The following is a 21,418-nucleotide window of genomic DNA, read 5'->3' on the forward strand; positions in this document are numbered from 1 at the left end:
TTTCAGCTTGCTTACAACGTGTTATATAAAAACAAATATAGTAGTTTATATATTATAATTTCGGGATAACAAAACTTCTGTATTGTTTTTTTGCGATTTTGTTATCGACTTAACTACAGTGTCTAACGGACTACTAATTTGCATTAAATCTCTATGAGCAACATGTGTATAGATCATCGTCGTTTCTGGTTTAGCATGTCCTAGTAACATTTGAATATGACGTAAATCTACACCATTTTCCATTAAATGTGTAGCATAACTATGACGCAATACATGAGGTGTAACTTGTTTTTTTATACCCGCATAACCACAACTTTTCTTTAAAAATTGACGTATGCTCGTCGCTGAATACGGCCCTCCATTACGTCCTTCAATAACAAAAACCTGAGGCTTGTAAGTGTTTAAATAATTAAAAATTAATGGCTTTAAAACTTCACTCATTACAACACTTCTGTCTTTTCGGCCTTTACCTTGATTTACACGCAACAAATTCCTGTCAAAATCTAAAGCATTGATTTTTAAATTTAAAAGTTCCCCAATTCTTAGTCCACATGAATATAACAGGCCAATAATCGCTCTGTGTTTTAGGTTTTTGGTGACTTGAATAAGATCTATAATCTCTTCTTTAGATAAAACAACAGGTAGCTTCTTGCTTTTTTTCGGACGATTTAAATCTTCAGCGTCTAATTCCGGTAAATCACAAAAAGAAATAAAATATTTTAAGGCACTAACACATTGCCTGTGACTACTAATACTAAAATTTTCACCAGCCAAAACTATTTCAAAAAAATGATCAATGTCCTTTTTCTGTATAGACTCTATTTCTTTTGGCTTGTAGTAATCCATAAATCGCAATACAAAATAACCGTATGTACGAACTGTGCTTTGACTTAAGCGTTTGCCTTTTAAAAAACCAGTATAGCCCTTTAATAATTCTTTAAAATTCAAAGGTAGGCTAGCAAACATTTCTGCCATACTATGGCTTGGCTTAATTTTTTTTACAGGTGTATAAGTGTTTTCTTTTGGTTTTCTAAACTCATCATAGTCTACGTAATAGCCATGGCTTCTAAAATAACTAAATAATGTATAAATTGTGTTCTTAGAATATAAAACGTAAAACGTCTTATGCGTCTGTGACCATTTTACACCTTCTACAGCCTTTACAATTGCTTTTGTTTCTTTATTATATTCAAAACCAATAGCAACCTGGTTATCATTGTTATGATGCAGCTTTGATAATATAATCTTCATGATGTTAGGTGTTTACAGAAGTTTTGCGTTCTTGTAAATTACATTAAAATCATGAAATATTAAAGATATATATGTAAGAAACTACAAATTGTAGCGATATAACCGGCAAACGATATAAAAATGATTTTAGATTTAGATGCTACTCAGCACTTTCCTCCATAGTATGATACACATTCTGAACATCATCATCTTCTTCTAGCTTTTCTAAAAGTTTCTCAACATCTTCTGCTTGTTCTGGTGTTAACTTTTTAGTAACCTGCGGAATACGTTCAAATCCAGATGAAATGATTTCTATATTATTCTCTTCTAAGTAAGCCTGTATTTTACCAAAACTTTCAAATGGTGCATAAACCATAACACTTGTGTGTTCAACACCATTTTCATCTTCGTCTGTATCTTCAAAAATCTCTTCAACTCCAGAATCAATCAATTCTAATTCTAGCTCTTCTAAGTCTAAATCGTCTCCTTTAATTTTAAAATTACAGGTATGATCAAACATAAAAACTACCGAACCAGAAGTCCCTAAACTACCATCTGTCTTATTAAAATAAGAACGAACATTAGCTACTGTACGTGTATTATTATCTGTAGCAGTTTCTATAAGTACTGCAATACCGTGTTGTGCATAACCTTCAAAAAGAACTTCTTTGTAATCTCCTTGACTTTTATCCGAAGCGCGTTTTATAGCACGTTCTACGTTGTCCTTAGGCATATTTACAGCCTTTGCATTCTGTATTACAGCTCTAAGACGTGAATTACTATCGGGATCCGGACCTCCTTCTTTAACAGCCATTACAATATCTTTACCAATACGTGTAAAGGCTTTGCTCATAGCTGACCAGCGTTTCATTTTCCTTGCTTTTCTAAATTCGAAAGCTCTTCCCATCTTATAATATATTTTTAGTTCCTGTAGAACAGGAATCTGTTAACGATTATGTTTTATGTAATGTGTAACAATAACACTGAAATTATATGTAGTGCCATTTTTACAATAGCAAATCTAAGAAAATATTGAAATTGTTTGAAAAGGAATGAAACTAATTATAAAAAAATATAAAATTCAAGGTGAAAAACTTCTAAAACAAGACATAGGAAGCCTAATTACTCTGAAATTTCTATTTTTCAACCATCAACCATCAACCATCAACTATCAATCAAGAATAACTAGTCCTCAACCTCGACAATAGTTTCAATCGCTTCAGCTAATTCAAAATCTTTCAAAGTAACTCCTTTAGCACTATGTGTTGAAATAGAAATTTTTAAAATATTGTAAGAGTTACTCCAATTAGGATGATGATTCAATGCTTCGCACTCAAAAGCTATTCTGCTCATTGCGCTAAAGCAATCTTTAAAATTATCGAATTCAAATTCTGAATGAATGGCGTTATCATAATAATCCCAATCCGGAAATTGTAATAATTTTTTTTCTATAGTATCCTTGTCTAGTTTCATGTTATTGTTTTGATGTGTTTAAATTAAAAAAAATATGAATTACAATAAACTTAAAAAAGAGATTCTTTATTAAGGATTATAAACGACAACTACATCTTTATTTTGAAAGCTCTTCTAAAACCATTTCGCTAGTAATCTGTAGATGTTTAGGTAACTTATTAAACTTTGGTAGTACGGCTAAATAACGATCTTCATTAGTTGTAAATACTTGTTTAATAACTACTTTTTTGTCAGAAAGAATATCGATTATAGATTTTATAAACTCATCATGATGCACCAAATCTGTACTGCCCAAATGAAAAATACCAAATTTATTTCTGTTAATGATATAATGAATTTGTTGGGTAAGTTTTTTGTCAAGTGTCACGTTCATTATTAAATTCGGAAAAACTTCAACAGTTTCACCTGCTATAATAGCTTCTTTTAATTCTTGTATTCTAGGCGAACCGTTACCAAATACCATTGGAAGTCTAATTATAGCAATTTGCTTTTTAGGCAAGCGTAATAGTAAGTTTTCAATTTTTATTTTGAAGTGACCATAAACACTATGACTTAAGGTTTTGTCTAATTCGTAACTAGGATATTGGCTGTAAGCATCAAATACATTTGCAGACGACAAAAAGATGAATTTACAGCCAGTATCAACTATGTAATCAGCAATATGCTGATGCGCAATTACTTGTGCGTTAAAATTACCACGAAGTGCAGATATGATAATGGTAGGTTGACAAGCTTCTAAAATGTCATAAACATCATCTTCTTCTACATTATACTGAAAGAATTGTTTATTGTTTTCAAATTCTTTCTTTGGAATACGATACGTTCCGTAAGTCCTAAAATAAGGTCCTAATTCTTTATAAATAGCATTGCCAATATAACCACTAGCACCAAGTATAAGTATACGATGTTTTTGAGAATCTAAATGTTTCTTCGTCATTAATCAATCTACACGCTTAGAAATTTAGCCTTTATAAAAAGGAGCCTTTACAACGGTTGCTGGAATGGCCTTTTTGCGTACTTGAATAAATATCTTACTATCTACTTTAGAAAACACAGTAGGAACATAACCCATACCAATACCAATACCTAAACTAGGACTCATTGTACCAGAAGTAACAACACCAATTGTTTTTCCGCTACCATCTACAATATCGTAACCATGACGCGGAATACCACGTTCATCGAGTTTAAAAGCCACTAATTTACGTTCTGGAGTGTGTTCTTTTTCGGCTTTTAAAGCTTCGCTATTAGTAAAGTCTTTGTTGAATTTACAAACCCAACCTAAACCAGCTTCAATTGGAGACGTGGTATCGTCAATGTCATTACCGTATAAACAGTAACCCATTTCCAAACGCAACGTATCTCTTGCCGCTAAACCAATTGGCTTAATGCCAAAATCTGCTCCTGCTTCAAATACCTTATCCCAAATTTGTTTGACTTCTGAATTTTTACAGTAAATCTCAAATCCCCCACTACCAGTATAACCTGTAGCTGAAATGATCACATTTTCAATGCCTGCAAAATCGCCAACAACAAAATTGTAGAATTTAATAGCAGATAAATCATGACTCGTTAAAGATTGCATCGCTTCAACAGCCTTTGGACCTTGAATCGCTAATAACGAATAATCTTCGCTTAAATCGCGCATCTCAGCACCAACATCATTTTTAGAGGAAATCCAATTCCAATCCTTTTCAATATTACTCGCATTAACAACTAATAAATACGTTTCTTCTTTTAATTTGTATATGATTAAATCATCTACAACACCACCATCATCATTTGGTAAACAGCTGTATTGTGCTTTTCCTATTTCTAATTTAGAAGCATCGTTACTCGATACTTTTTGAATCAATTCTAAAGCATGTGGCCCTTCAATTAAAAACTCACCCATATGAGAGACATCAAACACACCAACCGATGTCCTAACCGTTTCGTGTTCTATATTTACACCTTCGTATTGAACCGGCATGTTATAGCCAGCAAAAGGAACCATTTTAGCACCAAGTGCTTCGTGAGTAGAGGATAAAGCAGTATCTTTCATTGTGAATTGTTTTAATTTTAGATGTGCAAAACTACATAAATTTTACGAAGAATTTCATAATTTGATGCTAAGGAAATTGCGAATCCTTTAAAGAAATCAGTCTCAAGATTTAAGGCCGGAATTATAGCGCAAATTCTAAAAATCCATAATCCAATCGTCAATTGCTTTATTGTCAGCGTCATGTAATACCGATATATCACCAGTTGATTCAAAAACCACCGCTTTAACTTCTGATAGTTGAATCACATTCGCTTCACGCAATTTGGCCTTTACATCAGATTCGGTCACTTTACATTTTTTTAAATTGTCTTTAATAAGTTTGCCGTTTTGCATTAATAAGGTCGGTTTATTATCCACTAAATTTCTAATGGGTTTCCAATGTCTTGCAGCAGCAACGACCATTTGTAAACTATAAATAAGCACTAAACCAATAATACCATACTGAAGCGAAACAGATTTCGAAACAATAACCGTTGCCAATATGGAACCAATAGAAACCGTCATGGCAAAATCGAAACTAGACATTTTTGAAAAACTGCGTTTGCCACTAATGCGTGTTAAAATCACTAAAGCGATGTAAATACCAATAGCGGTCAATACTATCGCCAAAAGTCCGTCTGTAGAAAATTTAAACCAATCATTCATATCCTTAGTATTTTAAGATTATATAATCCTCAATATGTCAAGAATTATAGTGATGTTTTAACTCATTTCAAGTTTAAATTACTCTGAAAGCATTTTCACTAAATGGGTTAATTCTTTTCCGAATCGCAGTAATCGTTTTGGAAGCAATATTGGATATTAGTGGAAATTAATTCTAAATACAATTAATATGAAAGCGACTTATAGAAATGCGATTGAAGCCTGTCAGAAATGTATAGTGGATTGTAGAATATGCCTAACCGAAATGGCAGGAAAAGAAAGTATGAACGATTGCCCAAAATGTTGCATACAATGTGCAGATGCTTGTGGTGCTTTACTTAAAATGATGACTTCAGATAGTGCATACGTTAAGCAATATGCCTTATTATGTGCTGAAATTTGTGAGTACTGTGCAGATCATTGCGAAGAACACAAACACGAACATTGTAAAGAATGTGCTAAATCGTGTAGAGCATGTGCTGAAACTTGTAGAAAAATAGCAGCATAATTATAGAATCAATAATTGAAATTAAAAAATGGCCATACTAGGAAACATTATAAAAGGAGTGATTGAATTGAAGGATACGTTTACGTCTGAAGTGATTCATGAAGAAGCTCAAGAACAAGTGCTCAAAGAACTGCTTGAAACAGCTAAGAGTACCCAATTCGGAAAGTTCTACGATTTTGAAAGCATTCTTGAAACTTCTAATTTACAACAAAGTTTTGCGAAGTATGTGCCGTATTTTGATTACAATAAAATAAAAGAAAAGTGGTGGCACAAATATCACGAAGGAGAAAGTAACGTCACGTGGCCAGGAAAGCCATCTTACTTTGCATTGAGTTCTGGTACCACAGGAAAAACAAGTAAACGCATTCCGGTAACAGATGCCATGATTGATGCCATTAGAAATGCTGGAATCAAACAGGTGTTTGCTTTAAAGAATTTTGATTTACCTGCGGATTTTTTCGAAAAGGAAATTATGATGCTCGGCAGCTCTACAGATTTGGAAGAAAACAACGATCATCTCGAAGGTGAAATTAGTGGTATTAGTGCGAGTAATATTCCGTCTTGGTTTAGAGGTTATTACAAACCTGGTGAAGAAATTTCGCAAATTGAAGATTGGGACGAGCGTGTGCAGCGCATTGCAGAACGTGCTAAAGATTGGGATATTGGTGCGTTAAGTGGTATTCCATCGTGGATAGAGTTGATGCTTCAAAACGTAATAGACTATCACAATCTTAATAACATTCATGAGATTTGGCCTAATCTGCAAGTTTATACTTCTGGAGGTGTAGCTTTCGCACCTTATGAGAAAAGTTTTAATGCCTTATTAGGAAAACCAATCACAGTTATCGATACTTATTTAGCGTCCGAAGGGTATATAGCAACTCAAGTACGACCAGAAACCGATGCCATGCAACTCAATACCGATAATGGTATTTATTTTGAATTTGTGCCGTTTAAACCCGAATATATCAACGAAGATAGTTCGTTAACAGATGAAGCACCAGCTTTAACTTTAGATCAAGTTGAATTGAATCAAGATTACGTATTAATCATTAGTACCGTTAGTGGAGCGTGGAGATATCTTATTGGTGATACCATTGAATTCACTAATATTGAACGTGCCGAAATTAAAATTACAGGACGTACAAAATTCTTCTTAAATACTGTAGGTTCGCAATTGTCCGTGAACAAAATGGATGCCGCGATGCGCGAATTAGAATCACAATTTAATACCACCATCACGGAATATACTATTTGTGCCAAACGTGGAGACGATGATGAATTTTATCACTATTGGTATTTAGGTTCGGACGTAAAAGGTGTTGATAATTCTACCATTGCAGAGGCCTTAGACGAAAGTTTAAAATCCGCCAATAAGAATTACAAAGTGGCTAGAAGTAAAGCGCTAAAAGGTGTGAAAGTAAAAGTGATTTCACCAAATCGTTTTTATGACTGGAACGAAAGAAACAAAAAGAAAGGAGGCCAAGTAAAAATGGAACGCGTTATGGGTGAGGACAAATTTGCAGATTGGGAAGCTTTTATTAATGAATCGTAAATCGTTATTAATAAGAAATTAAATTATTCTTATATAGAATTGTCCCCTTGAGGGGACTTTAGGGGTGTTTTCATACAGCTATAGATATAACATTGGTCCCATTAATTTAAGTCTAAATAAAATGTATTTTGATTTTAAAACTACCAAGCGAAGCTTTTTAATACTGCAAATTATACCCGAGTATTCATATATGTTTTAAGTTCAACTTTATTTTTTTCTCATAACTCTTAATTCTAATTAGCATCCCGTTCCTCAACCAAATGCATAATCTCTTCAGGCGATAAATAATACTTCTTAATCCGATCTTTATACGATTGGGTGATATCCGCATTATTCAATATAAAATCTTTCGTTTTTAAAATGTAATCTTCCATACCATGTGCAACAGCAAATGAATCTGCGGCACGTTCGGCTTCAACAATATGATTTTGCGAAAACAAATACTTTAGTCCAAACCAAATAAGATTGAGCTTATTGCGATTTTGATAATCCATAATATGACCCAATTCATGACCAATCCACCCAATAAAAATGTCATTGGGAATATGACGTGTTAAAAATTCCTTATCTGCAATCTTGAATTTTTCACTAATCAGAATTACATAATGTCGATTTTTTCTACTCTTAAAGAAACTGCCAAATGTAGGTCTGGCTTGCATGGTCGATTTCTTAATGTTTTTCTTAAACCGAAATTCTATTTTGGTGTCCTTCAGTTGTGGATAATATGCTAAAGCTTTATTTACAGTCGTTTTTATATCTTCAGGTATCTTGTGCTGTGCACTCATAGTGTGGTTTAGGCTTAGAATAATGATGATTATGAAATGTTTCATATGCTAGAAAAGTAAGGTTTAAACCTGATGACGTTTATATGATACCATCAAAATATTAACCCATTTGAATTCCTAATAACTAACATCTTGAAATAAACATTAATTTTTAGATTACTACAAATAGAAGCAATCATAAGCTACTATATGTAGTATTTTTGTAACTAAGATTTTAACTTAAGATTTAGGAGGAAAATATTTGTCTTTTCAACGTACCCAAGAAAAATTAAAAATACTAGCAGATGCAGCAAAGTATGACGTATCGTGTTCGTCTAGCGGAAGTAAACGCGCTAACACCAATAAAGGATTAGGAGATGCTACAGGCATGGGAATTTGTCATTCCTATACCGAGGATGGTCGCTGTGTATCTTTATTAAAAATTCTATTAACTAACCATTGTATTTTTGATTGTGCGTATTGCGTTACCCGAAAAAGTAATGATGTAAAACGAGCCGCTTTTAAAGTGCAAGAAGTGGTGGATTTAACCATTAATTTTTACCGCAGAAATTATATTGAAGGGCTTTTTCTCAGTTCGGGTATTTTTAAAAGTGCCGATTATACCATGGAACGTTTGGTTGCTGTCGCGAAGAAATTACGATTGGAAGAAAATTTTAATGGCTATATTCATTTAAAATCGATTCCTGGAGCGTCGGATGAATTAATGCGCGAAGCTGGACTCTACGCAGATCGGTTAAGCGTTAATATTGAAATCCCGACCGAAGCCGGACTTAAAAAATTAGCACCAGATAAAAAGCGTGAAGATTTTATAAAGCCGATGGTGAAGGTAAAAAATGAAATCATCCAATATAATGCCGAAAAGAAAATCATTAAAAGCACACCAAAATTTGCGCCTGCTGGTCAGAGCACACAAATGATTATTGGAGCGAGTGGTGAGAATGATTTTCAGATTATGCAAACCTCAAATCACTTTTACAAAAGCTATAATTTAAAGCGTGTGTATTATTCAGGTTATGTGCCTATTAGTTACGATAATCGTTTGCCACAAATAGGAAGTGCTGTGCCTATGCTTCGTGAAAATAGATTGTATCAAACCGATTGGCTCATGCGTTTTTACGGTTTTGATGTCAGTGAAATTTTAAACGAACAACATCAAAATTTAGATTTAGATGTAGATCCTAAATTAAGTTGGGCGTTACGAAATCTCCATGAATTTCCTGTTGATGTGAACACGGCCGACCAGCGTATGTTAGCCAGAATTCCTGGTTTAGGAATGAAATCGGTGTTTAAAATTATAAATGCCAGACGCTTTAGAAAATTGAATTGGGAACATCTAAAAAAAATAGGAGTTGCATTAAATAGGGCACAATACTTTATGGTGTGTGATAGCAATCAGTTTGAAAAACGGGATTTAACCTCAGAAAAGATCAAAGGTTTAATCCTTCAGAATTCAACGAGTAAATATCAGAAAATGTTGAGTAATCAATTAAGCTTATTCGGATAAATGCAAGCAAAAAATCTTATATATGACGGCACTTTTGATGGTTTTTTATCTGCTGTTTTCTATGTGTTTGAACACAAATTAAAAATGGTAAGCATTCAAAATAAATTTTCGGTGCAGCAAGGTTTGTTTTCAGAGAATGAATCAATTCTTACTGATGAAGTTAAGGCGAATCGTGTGTGGAAAGGTATCAAATCGAAGTTGTCATCTCACGGAAGTTACCAATTGTATTATGCTTTTTTAAGTGAAGCCATAGGAGTAGAGGACTTACTTTTAGATTATATACAGTATGCGTTTTCGCAACAAAAGAAAGTGGATAAAGATTATTCGCATCCTTCCATTTTAAAAATAGCCCAAATCGCAAAATCTGTAGGACGAGAAAAACATCGTATGGAAGCTTTTGTACGTTTTCGGTTAACTAATGATGACATCTATTTCGCTAGTATAGAACCCGATTTTAATGTGTTGCCTTTAATTGAAAAGCATTTTAAAAGACGTTATGCCGATCAAAAATGGGTGATTTATGATATCAAACGTGGTTATGGATTATTCTACGATTTGGAAACCGTTGAACTTATAAATATGGATTTTCCTGAGAATTTTAACTTTACTAAAACCGACGATGCCTTTTTTGCGACTCAAGAATTTGAGTTTCAAAAGCTATGGCAAGATTATTTTAAAGCGACCAATATTGCCTCTCGAAAAAACATGAAACTTCATATTAGACATGTGCCAAAACGGTATTGGAAGTATTTAAGTGAGAAGCAACCTAATTAATGTTTAGTCGCTTCACGTAAGCTTTTGCCCAATCTTCAATACGTGGTCCAAAACATTCTAAAATAGCATCCACACCAATCACGCTACCTTTGGCCAAACGACCTAAAACGGCAATAGGCACATCGTGTTTAGCTTCAGGTGTAATGACATAACCATCAGCAGTTGTTTCGATGCCTAATTTTGAATGAATAGGTTGTATCAAATCATTTTGAAGTAAATCTTTAATTAAAGGAGTGTTGACTTCAAGTAATTTAGGAGCGTCCAAAACACTATTAATCATTACAGAACAGGTGATGGTTTTATTATTAGAATTTGTTAAAGTCCAGCCTTCCGCTGTTAAGTCTATATCAGGATCAGTAACAAAGTCTAATGTCAATATTTCGGCATCAACCAAAGCTAGAACTTGCTGCATACTTTCAATCGGTGGTCCGTAAGAATAACGTTTACTACGTTCGTCTAAAGCAATCACTTTTTCAATACTATCATTAGTCACTTTAGCATGCGAAAAAGCTTTGTATAAAGTGGGTTGACAATGACGCCAAACTTGTCCGATGCAGTAATCGAGAGAAACAGGAATGGTGCCTAAAGCCATTTCAATATAATTCTGAATCAGTTGATACGTTGAACTATTAGAATCTTGAATTAATGGATGGTTATAATGGTCGTCATTTAGCCAATTTAAGATTATGGCTTCTAATTCGGAAGAACTTAAGCCATGTATTAGGCTTTTATCTTTTAAGTCTAAATAGACACGCGATGTAATTTTAGCAATAGGATGCGTTAAAAAATCTATGGTATCTGTTTCAGTGGTTTGGTGTGAAACGGCTTCGATTTCAGATTTAAAACTATATAATTCTTCTTTCGTAGGTTGGTACCACGAATCAATCTTTTCGTTTAAAGGCTTCGGAACTAATGGTAAGCCGTCTAATGAAAACGGAATTAGTTTTAAATCTTGTGACTTGCTCTTATAGTAAATGGTTTCAAAAGTGTCGTTATTTATCACTTTAAAATTCCCAAAATCATTAATGGTAAGATAACGCATTACGTCAATCATAGCTAGGCCAAAACCTCTAATGCCTATATTAATTGTTTCTTGATTTTTTACTGTTTTAAGATGATGCATAGGGTAGGACTCTTTAAAAAGAGAGAGGGATTGATGTGTTGCCACATAAGATTGCCACTGTTTTAATTGATTGGATAGTTCTGTAGATTGGTGACCAATAGTTAAAAGTACATCGTCACAGATCCAAGAGTTATTGTTACTTGTAATTTCAAGTTGATTGTCTTTTAAATTGATATTTTCAATTTCTAGTTTATTAAAATTGAAGGAGTTTAAATTGCACAAGGCATTTTCTATAGTTTTGTACCGTTCATTAAGGTATTTTCCTAGTTTGTTACGTGGTGGAAATGCATCTGGTTTATGGCAAGGTTGTGTAAAATTGCACCATTCATGATACGAAGGGAAAGCTTCAATAACTCTATTAGCATAACTGATTTTAGGACGTTTCTCAATGCCTACTAGCGCGCGTTCAGTAATATTAATCCAATTAGAATCGGGCTGTCTCGTATCCCAAACGTTTCCAGCTCCAGAAGCATTGTTAGCATCAAAAATTTGAATATTAACTTGCGTATAAATTTTACTTAGTGCTAAGAGAAGATTCTCTAAGGCATAGAGACCTCGTGGTCCCATTCCTATAATTGCAATTTGCTTCATAGTAATAAAAATAATGAAAAAACCACCTCGTTAAAGGTGGTTCTGAATTTATTTATTTATCAAGTTTTAGAATTGATATCTAATGCCCAATCCGATATCAAAATCGAGATCGTCATTAAAGTCTCCAAATCCAAGTTCTGGTCTAAAATCTAAGGATAGTAATAATGGGATATCAAAGCTGTATTCAATACCAACATCACCCGCTAAAAACACGAAACTATCATTGTAATCCTTACCAGGAGTATCAACGCTATAGTTTCCAAATCCTCCACCGCCACCTGCATACCAATTAAAATTGCCATCTAGTTGCCAAACCCATTGGTATAAACCAGCTATTTTAAAGCCATCATAGTCTTTTCCGTTTCTCCAACCTAAATCGGCTTCCAGTCTGTTATTGCCACCTAAAGCACGTTGGTAGGTTATTTCGGTACCAAAACCATCACTATCTCCAAACCTTAGTCCAATGGCATTTTTTGAAATGTTCTGAGCGTCAGAAAAACTTATAAACCCAATAGTTAATACACTTAATAAAATTAATTTCTTCATAATAATTTATAATCTTAAATTCATAGTTTTAGCAATCTTAAAATTGCTTTTCATCATAACGCCAAAATTATGCCAAAATTGAATGATTAGTCTTATTTTTAAGACAAAATTATAACTCATACCAATCGATTGTTAGCGCTTATGCAAAAAGAAAACCTTATACAACTTAAAACCCTAAAATCTAAATTAGAAGGTGAGTTGTATTTTAATGATTTAATGCGAAAACTCTACGCTACTGATGCTTCTGTGTATAGAAAATTGCCTTTAGCTGTAGCTTTACCTAAAAATACTCAAGACATAAAATCTTTAATTGATTTTGCTAAGTCTAACAATACTTCTTTAATACCAAGAACAGCAGGAACATCGCTAGCCGGACAATGTGTTGGCGAAGGTATAGTAGTAGATGTCTCTAAATATTTTACACGAATTTTAGATATAAATGAAAAAGCTAAAACCGTAACCGTTCAACCGGGAGTGGTAAGAGATGAACTTAATAATTATTTGAAACCGTTTGGCTTATTTTTTGGTCCTAACACATCAACTTCTAATCGCTGTATGATTGGTGGAATGGTTGGGAACAATTCATCAGGAACGACCTCTATTCAATATGGTGTGACACGAGATAAAGTTCTAAGTTTAAAAACCATCATAAGCGATGGGAGCGAGGTTGAATTTTCCAGTTTAACTTTTGAAGAATTTCAACAAAAATTAAAATTAGAGAATCTTGAAGGCACTATTTATAATACCATTTATAAAGAATTAAAATCAGAAAACGTTCAAAGGCAAATACAAGATAATTTTCCAAAGCCAAGCATACATAGAAGAAATACAGGTTATGCCATTGATGAATTGATTAAATCGGAAGTGTTTTCTGATTCAAATTCAGGTTTTAATATGTGTCAACTTTTAGCAGGAAGTGAAGGCACCTTAGCATTTACAACAGAAATCACCTTGCAGTTAGATGACTTGCCGCCAACGGAAAGCGCTATTATTGCTTTGCATTTTAAAAGTATAGCTAAATGCCTAAATGCTGTGGAAACTGTGATGCAACACAATTTGCATACCTGTGAGATGATGGATGATTCCATTTTAAATCTTACAAAACACAATAAAACACAACAAGAAAACAGACAATTTATAGAAGGAAATCCTGCTGCTATATTAATGTGTGAGCTCAAAGCAAATTTAAATGAAGAGCTTCAATCACAAATAAACGTATTCTTAGAAACGGTAAAAAACTTGAATTTAAGTTATGCTAATCCTGTTTTAAAAGGTGATGATATCAATAAGGCTGTAGAATTACGAAAAGCCGGTTTAGGCTTGCTAGGTAATATTATTGGTGATAAAAAAGCTGTGGCTTGTATTGAAGATACGGCTGTAGCGCTTCCAGATTTAGACCGCTACATTTCAGAGTTTACGGCTTTAATGAAAACATACAACCAAAATGCGGTATACTATGCACATGCAGGAGCAGGAGAGTTACATTTAAGACCAATTTTAGATTTAAAACAGGCTGAAGATGTTGTACTATTTAGAAAAATAACAACAGACGTTGCGCAATTAGTAAAGAAATATAAAGGCTCAATGTCTGGTGAACATGGTGATGGTATTGTGAGAGCAGAATTTATTCCTATGATGATTGGTGAGGCTAATTATAAAATTTTAAAGCATATTAAATCAGCTTTCGATCCGCATAATATTTTTAATCCAGGAAAGATTGTAGATGCCTATCCTATGGATAAAAGTTTTAGGTATGAGGTGGATAGAAAAGAACCTCAGATTGAAACCTTACTTGATTTTTCTGCTTCTAAAGGTATTTTACGTGAAGCCGAAAAATGTAATGGTTCTGGTGACTGTAGAAAATTACCTGAATTTGGAGGTGTTATGTGCCCAAGTTATAGAGCTACTAGAAACGAAAAAGATACAACCAGAGGACGTGCTAATGCGCTCCGAGAATTCTTAACTAATTCTGAAAAAGCAAACCGATTTGATTATAAAGAATTAAAAGACGTTTTTGATTTATGTTTGAGTTGTAAAGCATGCGCAAGTGAGTGTCCAAGTAGTGTAGATGTAGCGAGTTTAAAAGCCGAATTTCAATACCAATATCAGAAGGCAAATGGTGTGCCTTTTAGAACAAAATTGTTTGCTTACAATAATAAAATAAATGGCTTTGTAAGTCGTGTTCCAAAGCTTACTAATTTTATGTTTTCTAATGATTTTACAAGTGCAATTATAAAATCTATTGGAGGTATTGCTAAAGAACGAAGCTTGCCTTTAATTTCTAGTAAAAGTTTAGATAAGAAATTTTATAGTGTTAAAAATAAGATAGTTAAAAATGGTTATATAAAAGAAGTCATCTTGTTTAATGATGAGTTTACCAATCATTTAGATACAGAGATTGGTATGGATGCTATGGAGCTATTAAGCCGCTTAAATTATAAAGTGACCATCATTTCACATTCGGAATCTGGTCGTGCAATGTTGTCTAAAGGTTTACTAAAAGATGCCAAAAGAGTAGCGAATGAAAATGTTTCAAAATTCAAACATTTAATCACTAAAAACACTCCATTATTAGGTATAGAACCGTCTGCTATTTTAACCTTTAAAGATGAATATTTAAGATTAGCAGACGACAAAGAATCTGCTAAATTAATTGCGAAACACACGTTTTTGATTGAAGAATTTATTCAACAAGAAATGGCATTGGGACGTATAAAATCATCGCAGTTTACACAAGAGGTAAAAACCATTAAATTTCATGGACATTGTCATCAAAAGGCATTGGCAAATCAGAAGTCGAGCTTTAGTATTTTAAATCTGCCTAAGAATTATAAAGTAACAATTATTCCAAGTGGTTGCTGTGGTATGGCAGGAAGTTTTGGTTACGAAAAAGAGCATTACGAAGTAAGTATGCAAATAGGAGAGCAGGTTTTATTTCCTGCGGTTAGAAAAGCTTCAGCAGACACAGAAATATCTGCAAACGGAACAAGTTGTAGACATCAAATAAAAGACGGTACAGGTAGAGTGGCTAAACATCCTATTTCTATTTTAAAAGAAGCTTTACTCTAACTACCAGTTACAATAATGCTAATTAAAGTTATTATTTTGTCTTGTGCTTTTTAGGTTGTTCTACAATTGTAATTGCAGCTATTAAGTCTTTGACGTCCATATCTTTTATATCTTCATCTGCAAAGAAAGGAGACAGTCTATCATTGTTGTAGTTGTAAATTTTCCAACGTTTAAATTGGTATTCTAAAGCAGTGAAGTTTTCAACCCAATCACCAGAATTTAGATAAGTGGTTTTACCAAATTTATTACCTTTTAATATCATTTTTGGTTGGTGAATATGCCCGCATATAACATAGTCATAACCATTTTCAATAGCTAAGTCTGTAGCTACTTTTTCAAAATCACTAATATATTTTACAGCACCTTTTACACTGTTTTTAATTTTTTTAGATAAAGAATAGCGTTCTTTTCCTAGCTTATCTAAACACCAGTTTGTAAGCCTGTTAATAAGGATTAGTAAGTCATAACCCCAGCCACCAAGCTTAGCCAACCATTTGGCATTCTGAATGGAAATATCAAACACATCGCCATGAAAAAACCAAGCTTTTTTTCCATCTAAATCTAGTACTAGTTTATTTACAATTGAAATATTACCTATTTCCGTATCTGTAAACTTGCGAAGCATTTCATCATGATTACCTGTAATGTAAATCACTTCAGTGCCATTTGCGGCAAAATCCATAATCTTTTTAATAACACTAAGATGAGATTTTGGAAAGTAACTTTTCTTAAACTGCCAAATATCAATAATATCACCATTAAGAATAAGTTTCTTAGGTTCTATGCTATTTAAATAAGTTAAAAGTTGTTTGGCATGGCAGCCAAAAGTGCCTAAATGTACATCTGAGATTACTGCTATTTCAACTTTTCGTTTTATTTTCAAAATTTCTAAATCTATACCACAAAGAACTTTAATATTTTTAATAATCAGATTATCGTATAATTAACTAACTATAAGCAAATTGTTATTAAAATATTACCTTAATATTACGAAGTAGGAAGCCCTAGCTTTTTTTGCGACTAAAACATGAAATACGACATGGTATTTTCATTTTCATAATAATACAATTACATTAGCGTAAAATAAATTGAAATGGCAGGAAATTCCTTCGGAAAATTATTTAAACTAACTACTTTTGGAGAGTCGCATGGTGTAGCTATTGGTGGCATTATAGATGGCTGTCCCTCAGGAATAAAACTTAATCTTGAAGCAATTCAAAATGAATTGAACCGAAGAAAACCAGGGCAATCTAAAATAGTTACTCAACGTAAAGAGCCTGATACTGTAGAGTTTTATTCCGGTATTTTTGAAGGTAAAACGACAGGAACTCCAATTGGTTTTGTAATTCATAATACGAATCAGAAATCTAAAGATTATTCTCATATTAAAGATGTGTATCGTCCTAGTCATGCAGATTACACCTATGATAAAAAATACGGTGTAAGAGATTATAGAGGTGGTGGACGAAGTTCTGCACGTGAAACAGCGTCTAGAGTTGTTGCTGGAGCTATTGCAAAACAAATGTTAGCCTCAATTAGTATTAATGCTTTTACATCTTCAGTAGGTGATATTTTTATAGATAAACCATATCAAGATTTAGATTTTAGTAAAATAGAATCTAATGTCATTCGCTGTCCTGATGAAGCTACAGCTGAAAAAATGATAGCTAGAGTTGAAGTTATTAAAAAACAAGGTGATACCATTGGTGGGACCATAACATGTGTTTTGCAAAATGTACCCATTGGATTAGGAGAACCTGTGTTTGATAAATTGCATGCCGAATTAGGAAAAGCGATGTTATCTATAAATGCTGTAAAAGGTTTTGAATATGGTAGTGGTTTCTGTGGTGCAAAAATGAAAGGTAGTGAGCATAACGACTTGTTTAACGAAGATGGAACTACAAAAAGTAATTTATCTGGAGGCATACAAGGAGGCATTTCTAACGGTATGGATATTTACTTTAGAGTGGCTTTTAAACCCGTGGCTACAGTGATTCAAAAACAAGATGCCTTAAACAGTTCTGGAGAAATTGTAGAAATGCAAGGCAAAGGCAGACACGATCCTTGTGTGGTGCCTAGAGCAGTGCCTATTGTTGAAGCAATGGCTGCTTTGGTTTTGGCAGATTATGTCTTACTAGATAGAGTTAGTAGATTGTAATTTTAAAAATAGTATTTCCTTCCGGAAAATGAATAACAGACTAATAAACTTATGAAAAAACTAGCATTACATTGGAAAATTATAATAGGAATGGTTCTCGGTATCATTTGGGCTTTGGTTTCAAGCACAATGGGATGGAGTCAATTTACCATCGATTGGATAGATCCGTTTGGAACTATCTTTATTAATTTACTAAAGCTAATAGCAGTTCCGTTAGTCTTGTTTTCTATAATTAGTGGAGTTGCTAATATTGGAGACCCAAAAAGCTTAGGTAGAATGGGAGGTAAGACTTTAGGGATTTATTTATTAACTACAGTCATGGCTATTTCATTGGGATTAGTATTGGTTAATGTTATTAAACCAGGCGAACTTATTGATGAACAAAGCCGAATAGATAATCGTATTAGTTATGAGATTTGGGCAGATAGTGAAGGACATCAAATAAAAGATGGCATAAATTATCTACAAGACCCTGCTTTTTTTGAACGTGCTCAGGAAATTTCAGAATTATCTAAAAGTGAATTAAAAGAAGCAGCTGTTGCAGATAAAATGGAAACAGTTAAAAGTCGTAAAGAAACAACGCCATTGCAACCATTAATAGATATTGTACCGAGTAATTTTTTCCATTCTCTATCTAATAATGGGTTAATGTTACAAATTATCTTTTTTGCGATTTTCTTTGGTGTTTGTTTGTTGTTTATTCCTTCAGAAAAATCATTACCTGTATTAAATTTAGTAAATGGAATTAATGAGGTTTTTCTAAAAATGGTTGATATTGTTATGCAAGGTGCTCCATTTTTTGTGTTTGCTTTACTTGCAGGTGTGGTAAGTAAAATGGCTGGTGACGATATTGGTAAAGTGGTAGAAATTTTTAAAGGTTTGAGTTGGTACTCATTAACCGTTTTATTAGGCTTGCTTTTAATGATATTTGTAATTTATCCATTGATTTTGAAGTTTTTTGTAAAACAGATTCCATATAAAGGCTTTTTTAAATCTATGAGTCCTGCACAAACTTTAGCATTTTCAACATCAAGTAGTGCAGCTACACTTCCTGTAACTATGGAATGTGTAGAAGAGAATTTAGGAGTAGATAATAAAATAAGCAGTTTTGTGCTTCCCATAGGAGCTACAGTTAATATGGACGGCACAAGTATGTATCAAGCGGTAGCAGTAATCTTTTTAGCGCAAATGCATATGATAGATTTAACGCTAGGTCAGCAAGTTACAGTAGTATTAACTGCCACTTTAGCTTCTGTTGGCTCTGCAGCTGTACCAAGTGCTGGTTTAGTAATGTTAATTATTGTATTGAGTTCTGTGGGATTAAATCCAGCTTGGATCGCTATTATTTTTCCAGTAGATAGAATATTAGATATGTTTAGAACCGTTGTAAACGTCACAGGAGATGCAACAGTTTGTTCTATTATTGCTGATGGTGAAAATATGTTAGATTATCATGGTGAAAAAAATCCAACAGAAACTTTTGATTTAGATTCTTAAATTTAAGAAGACTCAATTAATTTTTATAACTTTATTGAGAAGATAAAACCTATTGCAAATGAACATTTGTTTTATAATGTACCCATGGGATGAGATCGACCCAGAAAACGACACAAGTTTAGCTTTAATCAAGGAATGTGCTAAACGTGGTCATGGTGTTGCCATGTGTACACCTGCAAACTTAACCATTAGAGATAGTGTAACAAATGCATTTTGTAATGTTATCGGTAGAATGGAAAAAGTCCCATCTACATTAAAATCGTTTTATAACAAAGCGAAATTAAGAGAGGAAATGCTGCCTTTAGCAGGTTTTGATGCTATTTTCTTTAGAGCAAATCCACCTTTAGATCCTATAATGCTTAATTTTTTAGACTCAGTAAAAGATGATGTGTTTATTGTGAATTCGTTAGAAGGTATGCGAGAAGCCAATAATAAACTTTATACAGCTGCTTTTGGAGATGCACACAGTAACATTATTCCCAATACACATGTTTCTAAAAACAAAAAGTATTTAATTCAGCAGATTAAAGAGTCTAAGGCAGACAAAATGATACTAAAACCATTGAATGGCTTTGGAGGTTCTGGTGTGATTCTAATTGAAAAATCGGCTATGAATAATATTAATTCGCTGTTAGATTTTTATATTTCTAGTGGAGAAGGTACCTCTAATTATGTGATTCTTCAAGATTATATAGAAGGAGCAGACCAAGGTGATGTTAGAATTTTATTATTAAATGGAGAACCAGTTGGAGCTATGAAACGTATTCCTGGTTCAGAAGATCATCGTTCAAATGTTTCGGCAGGTGGAAGTATTGCAAAGCATTCTTTAACCAAAGCAGAAAAAGCATTATGTAAACAAATAGGTCCAAAATTAGTAAAGGACGGTTTGTATTTTGTTGGTATCGATGTTATTGGCGGGAAACTCGTAGAGGTTAATGTAATGTCGCCAGGCGGCATCACTTATATAAATAAAGTATATAAAAGCAAGACTAGAGTTGAAGAAAAGGTCATTGACTTTTTAGAAAGCAAAGTCTTAGATCAATTGCAAGCGTTTGATAGGCGAACTAGACTGCGTAAAACGGTTGATGAAGCGTGAAATTTATAAAATGAAAATAAGTCAAATTTCAAATTTAGTTTCAGTAGAGTGGCTTCAAGAAAATAGCAATGCCAGTAACCTCGTTATTTTAGATGCTACAATTAATAAGCGTATTGATGCCACAGCCTTAAGAATTCCTAAAGCTAGATTTTTTGACATTAAACAAAAGTTTAGCGATACTTCAGCACCATTTCCAAGTACATTACCTTCATTACAACAATTTGAAGCTGAAGCTCAAACTTTAGGAGTAAATAAAGATGCTTACATTGTCGTTTACGATGATAAAGGTATTTATTCTAGTGCAAGAGCTTGGTGGCTATTCAAAGTTTTTGGTTTTAAAAATGTTGCTGTTTTAGACGGAGGATTACCCGAATGGAACAAAAATGAATTTCCTGTTGAAAAGTATACCAATGAAACTTATATCAAAGGGAATTTTAAAGCTCATTTAAATTTAGACTTAATGACTAACTTTAAAGGTATTAATCAATTTTCACAAGACTCTAATACATTAATTTTGGACGCACGCTCACAAGAGCGTTTTAAATGCCAAGTAGACGAACCCAGAATTGGATTACGACGTGGTACCATTCCCAATTCAAAAAACCTACCTTACACAATGTTATTAAATGGTTATAAGTTGAAGCCTCAAAGTGAGCTTTTAGCAATCTTTAATAATTTAGTCACTCATAAAACAAATGTGGTGTTTAGTTGTGGTTCAGGCATTACGGCTTGTATTTTAGCACTTGCAGCGACACTATGTAATTTTAATAACCTCATTGTCTATGATGGTTCATGGACAGAATATGGAACACTAACCAATTAA

At 33.3% G+C, this 21,418-nt stretch carries 19 protein-coding genes; 9 read left to right on the forward strand and 10 right to left on the reverse strand.

Annotated features, from left to right (window positions below):
• Window positions 1–45 precede the first annotated feature (45 nt).
• The 6 genes from xerA to KO504_RS06645 form a co-directional block, all read right to left on the reverse strand.
• Window positions 46–1,251, reverse strand: coding sequence for a site-specific tyrosine recombinase/integron integrase (gene xerA, locus KO504_RS06620; protein ID WP_215925550.1), 1,206 nt, complete (start codon window positions 1,249–1,251; stop codon window positions 46–48).
• Window positions 1,252–1,390: 139 nt separating this feature from the next.
• The gene (locus KO504_RS06625; RefSeq protein WP_215925551.1) at window positions 1,391–2,137 is read right to left on the reverse strand and encodes a YebC/PmpR family DNA-binding transcriptional regulator; all 747 of its coding nucleotides are present in this window, start codon (window positions 2,135–2,137) and stop codon (window positions 1,391–1,393) included.
• A gap of 278 nt (window positions 2,138–2,415) precedes the next feature.
• On the reverse strand, window positions 2,416–2,703 hold the full coding sequence (locus tag KO504_RS06630; protein WP_215925552.1) for a 4a-hydroxytetrahydrobiopterin dehydratase: 288 nt from the start codon (window positions 2,701–2,703) through the stop codon (window positions 2,416–2,418).
• A gap of 97 nt (window positions 2,704–2,800) precedes the next feature.
• Entirely contained in the window at window positions 2,801–3,640 is an 840-nt protein-coding gene (locus KO504_RS06635; protein WP_215925553.1) for a sugar nucleotide-binding protein, read from the reverse strand.
• Window positions 3,641–3,664: 24 nt separating this feature from the next.
• Entirely contained in the window at window positions 3,665–4,747 is a 1,083-nt protein-coding gene (gene gcvT / locus KO504_RS06640; protein WP_215925554.1) for a glycine cleavage system aminomethyltransferase GcvT, read from the reverse strand.
• A gap of 135 nt (window positions 4,748–4,882) precedes the next feature.
• Window positions 4,883–5,392 carry a DUF421 domain-containing protein gene (locus tag KO504_RS06645; RefSeq protein WP_215925555.1) on the reverse strand — a complete coding sequence of 170 codons (510 nt, stop codon included), beginning with the start codon at window positions 5,390–5,392 and terminating at the stop codon, window positions 4,883–4,885.
• A gap of 187 nt (window positions 5,393–5,579) precedes the next feature.
• On the opposite strand from KO504_RS06645, the gene KO504_RS06650 reads away from it, so the two are divergent.
• Window positions 5,580–5,897, forward strand: coding sequence for a four-helix bundle copper-binding protein (locus tag KO504_RS06650; protein WP_215925556.1), 318 nt, complete (start codon window positions 5,580–5,582; stop codon window positions 5,895–5,897).
• 28 nt (window positions 5,898–5,925) lie between these two features.
• Window positions 5,926–7,452 carry a GH3 family domain-containing protein gene (locus KO504_RS06655; protein WP_215925557.1) on the forward strand — a complete coding sequence of 509 codons (1,527 nt, stop codon included), beginning with the start codon at window positions 5,926–5,928 and terminating at the stop codon, window positions 7,450–7,452.
• A gap of 233 nt (window positions 7,453–7,685) precedes the next feature.
• Here the strand turns inward: KO504_RS06655 and KO504_RS06660 are convergent, their stop codons facing one another.
• On the reverse strand, window positions 7,686–8,282 hold the full coding sequence (locus tag KO504_RS06660; protein WP_252723632.1) for a hypothetical protein: 597 nt from the start codon (window positions 8,280–8,282) through the stop codon (window positions 7,686–7,688).
• Window positions 8,283–8,478: 196 nt separating this feature from the next.
• Here KO504_RS06660 and KO504_RS06665 point away from each other — a divergent pair, with 196 nt between their 5' ends.
• The gene (locus KO504_RS06665; RefSeq protein WP_215925558.1) at window positions 8,479–9,741 is read left to right on the forward strand and encodes a putative DNA modification/repair radical SAM protein; all 1,263 of its coding nucleotides are present in this window, start codon (window positions 8,479–8,481) and stop codon (window positions 9,739–9,741) included.
• On the forward strand, window positions 9,742–10,515 hold the full coding sequence (locus KO504_RS06670) for a TIGR03915 family putative DNA repair protein (RefSeq protein WP_215925559.1): 774 nt from the start codon (window positions 9,742–9,744) through the stop codon (window positions 10,513–10,515).
• Here KO504_RS06670 and KO504_RS06675 read toward each other — a convergent pair.
• Both KO504_RS06675 and KO504_RS06680 read right to left on the reverse strand, forming a co-directional pair.
• On the reverse strand, window positions 10,508–12,229 hold the full coding sequence (locus KO504_RS06675) for an FAD/NAD(P)-binding protein (protein WP_215925560.1): 1,722 nt from the start codon (window positions 12,227–12,229) through the stop codon (window positions 10,508–10,510). The two genes, KO504_RS06670 and KO504_RS06675, sit on opposite strands and share 8 nt — an antisense overlap.
• 66 nt (window positions 12,230–12,295) lie before the next feature.
• Window positions 12,296–12,775, reverse strand: a complete 480-nt coding sequence (locus tag KO504_RS06680; RefSeq protein ID WP_215925561.1) for a hypothetical protein — start codon at window positions 12,773–12,775, stop codon at window positions 12,296–12,298.
• A gap of 141 nt (window positions 12,776–12,916) precedes the next feature.
• Here KO504_RS06680 and KO504_RS06685 point away from each other — a divergent pair, with 141 nt between their 5' ends.
• Entirely contained in the window at window positions 12,917–15,844 is a 2,928-nt protein-coding gene (locus KO504_RS06685) for an FAD-binding and (Fe-S)-binding domain-containing protein (protein ID WP_215925562.1), read from the forward strand.
• 31 nt (window positions 15,845–15,875) lie between these two features.
• Here KO504_RS06685 and KO504_RS06690 read toward each other — a convergent pair whose 3' ends face one another.
• Window positions 15,876–16,727, reverse strand: a complete 852-nt coding sequence (locus KO504_RS06690; protein WP_215925563.1) for a UDP-2,3-diacylglucosamine diphosphatase — start codon at window positions 16,725–16,727, stop codon at window positions 15,876–15,878.
• A gap of 210 nt (window positions 16,728–16,937) precedes the next feature.
• Between KO504_RS06690 and aroC the strand changes: the two genes are divergently transcribed.
• Genes aroC through KO504_RS06710 form a run of 4 tightly spaced genes read left to right on the forward strand, consistent with a single transcriptional unit; the run spans window position 16,938 to window position 21,418 of the window.
• The gene (gene aroC / locus KO504_RS06695) at window positions 16,938–18,002 is read left to right on the forward strand and encodes a chorismate synthase (RefSeq protein WP_215925564.1); all 1,065 of its coding nucleotides are present in this window, start codon (window positions 16,938–16,940) and stop codon (window positions 18,000–18,002) included.
• Window positions 18,003–18,053: 51 nt separating this feature from the next.
• Entirely contained in the window at window positions 18,054–19,499 is a 1,446-nt protein-coding gene (locus KO504_RS06700; RefSeq protein WP_215925565.1) for a dicarboxylate/amino acid:cation symporter, read from the forward strand.
• Between the two features lie 58 nt (window positions 19,500–19,557).
• Window positions 19,558–20,595 carry a glutathione synthase gene (gshB, locus tag KO504_RS06705; RefSeq protein ID WP_215925566.1) on the forward strand — a complete coding sequence of 346 codons (1,038 nt, stop codon included), beginning with the start codon at window positions 19,558–19,560 and terminating at the stop codon, window positions 20,593–20,595.
• 10 nt (window positions 20,596–20,605) lie between these two features.
• Window positions 20,606–21,418, forward strand: a complete 813-nt coding sequence (locus KO504_RS06710; RefSeq protein WP_215925567.1) for a sulfurtransferase — start codon at window positions 20,606–20,608, stop codon at window positions 21,416–21,418.

This window comes from Winogradskyella psychrotolerans, from assembly GCF_018860565.1.
GTDB lineage: Bacteria > Bacteroidota > Bacteroidia > Flavobacteriales > Flavobacteriaceae > Winogradskyella > Winogradskyella damuponensis.

Excerpts from the sequence above, each read along its gene's own strand:
- xerA (WP_215925550.1), bottom strand. The coding sequence starts at position 1,251 with ATGAAGATTATATTATCAAAGCTGCATCATAACAATGATAACCAGGTT.
- KO504_RS06625 (WP_215925551.1), bottom strand. The coding sequence starts at position 2,137 with ATGGGAAGAGCTTTCGAATTTAGAAAAGCAAGGAAAATGAAACGCTGG.
- KO504_RS06630 (WP_215925552.1), bottom strand. The coding sequence starts at position 2,703 with ATGAAACTAGACAAGGATACTATAGAAAAAAAATTATTACAATTTCCG.
- KO504_RS06635 (WP_215925553.1), bottom strand. The coding sequence starts at position 3,640 with ATGACGAAGAAACATTTAGATTCTCAAAAACATCGTATACTTATACTT.
- gcvT (WP_215925554.1), bottom strand. The coding sequence starts at position 4,747 with ATGAAAGATACTGCTTTATCCTCTACTCACGAAGCACTTGGTGCTAAA.
- KO504_RS06645 (WP_215925555.1), bottom strand. The coding sequence starts at position 5,392 with ATGAATGATTGGTTTAAATTTTCTACAGACGGACTTTTGGCGATAGTA.
- KO504_RS06650 (WP_215925556.1), top strand. The coding sequence starts at position 5,580 with ATGAAAGCGACTTATAGAAATGCGATTGAAGCCTGTCAGAAATGTATA.
- KO504_RS06655 (WP_215925557.1), top strand. The coding sequence starts at position 5,926 with ATGGCCATACTAGGAAACATTATAAAAGGAGTGATTGAATTGAAGGAT.
- KO504_RS06660 (WP_252723632.1), bottom strand. The coding sequence starts at position 8,282 with ATGAAACATTTCATAATCATCATTATTCTAAGCCTAAACCACACTATG.
- KO504_RS06670 (WP_215925559.1), top strand. The coding sequence starts at position 9,742 with ATGCAAGCAAAAAATCTTATATATGACGGCACTTTTGATGGTTTTTTA.
- KO504_RS06675 (WP_215925560.1), bottom strand. The coding sequence starts at position 12,229 with ATGAAGCAAATTGCAATTATAGGAATGGGACCACGAGGTCTCTATGCC.
- KO504_RS06680 (WP_215925561.1), bottom strand. The coding sequence starts at position 12,775 with ATGAAGAAATTAATTTTATTAAGTGTATTAACTATTGGGTTTATAAGT.
- KO504_RS06685 (WP_215925562.1), top strand. The coding sequence starts at position 12,917 with ATGCAAAAAGAAAACCTTATACAACTTAAAACCCTAAAATCTAAATTA.
- aroC (WP_215925564.1), top strand. The coding sequence starts at position 16,938 with ATGGCAGGAAATTCCTTCGGAAAATTATTTAAACTAACTACTTTTGGA.
- KO504_RS06700 (WP_215925565.1), top strand. The coding sequence starts at position 18,054 with ATGAAAAAACTAGCATTACATTGGAAAATTATAATAGGAATGGTTCTC.
- gshB (WP_215925566.1), top strand. The coding sequence starts at position 19,558 with ATGAACATTTGTTTTATAATGTACCCATGGGATGAGATCGACCCAGAA.
- KO504_RS06710 (WP_215925567.1), top strand. The coding sequence starts at position 20,606 with ATGAAAATAAGTCAAATTTCAAATTTAGTTTCAGTAGAGTGGCTTCAA.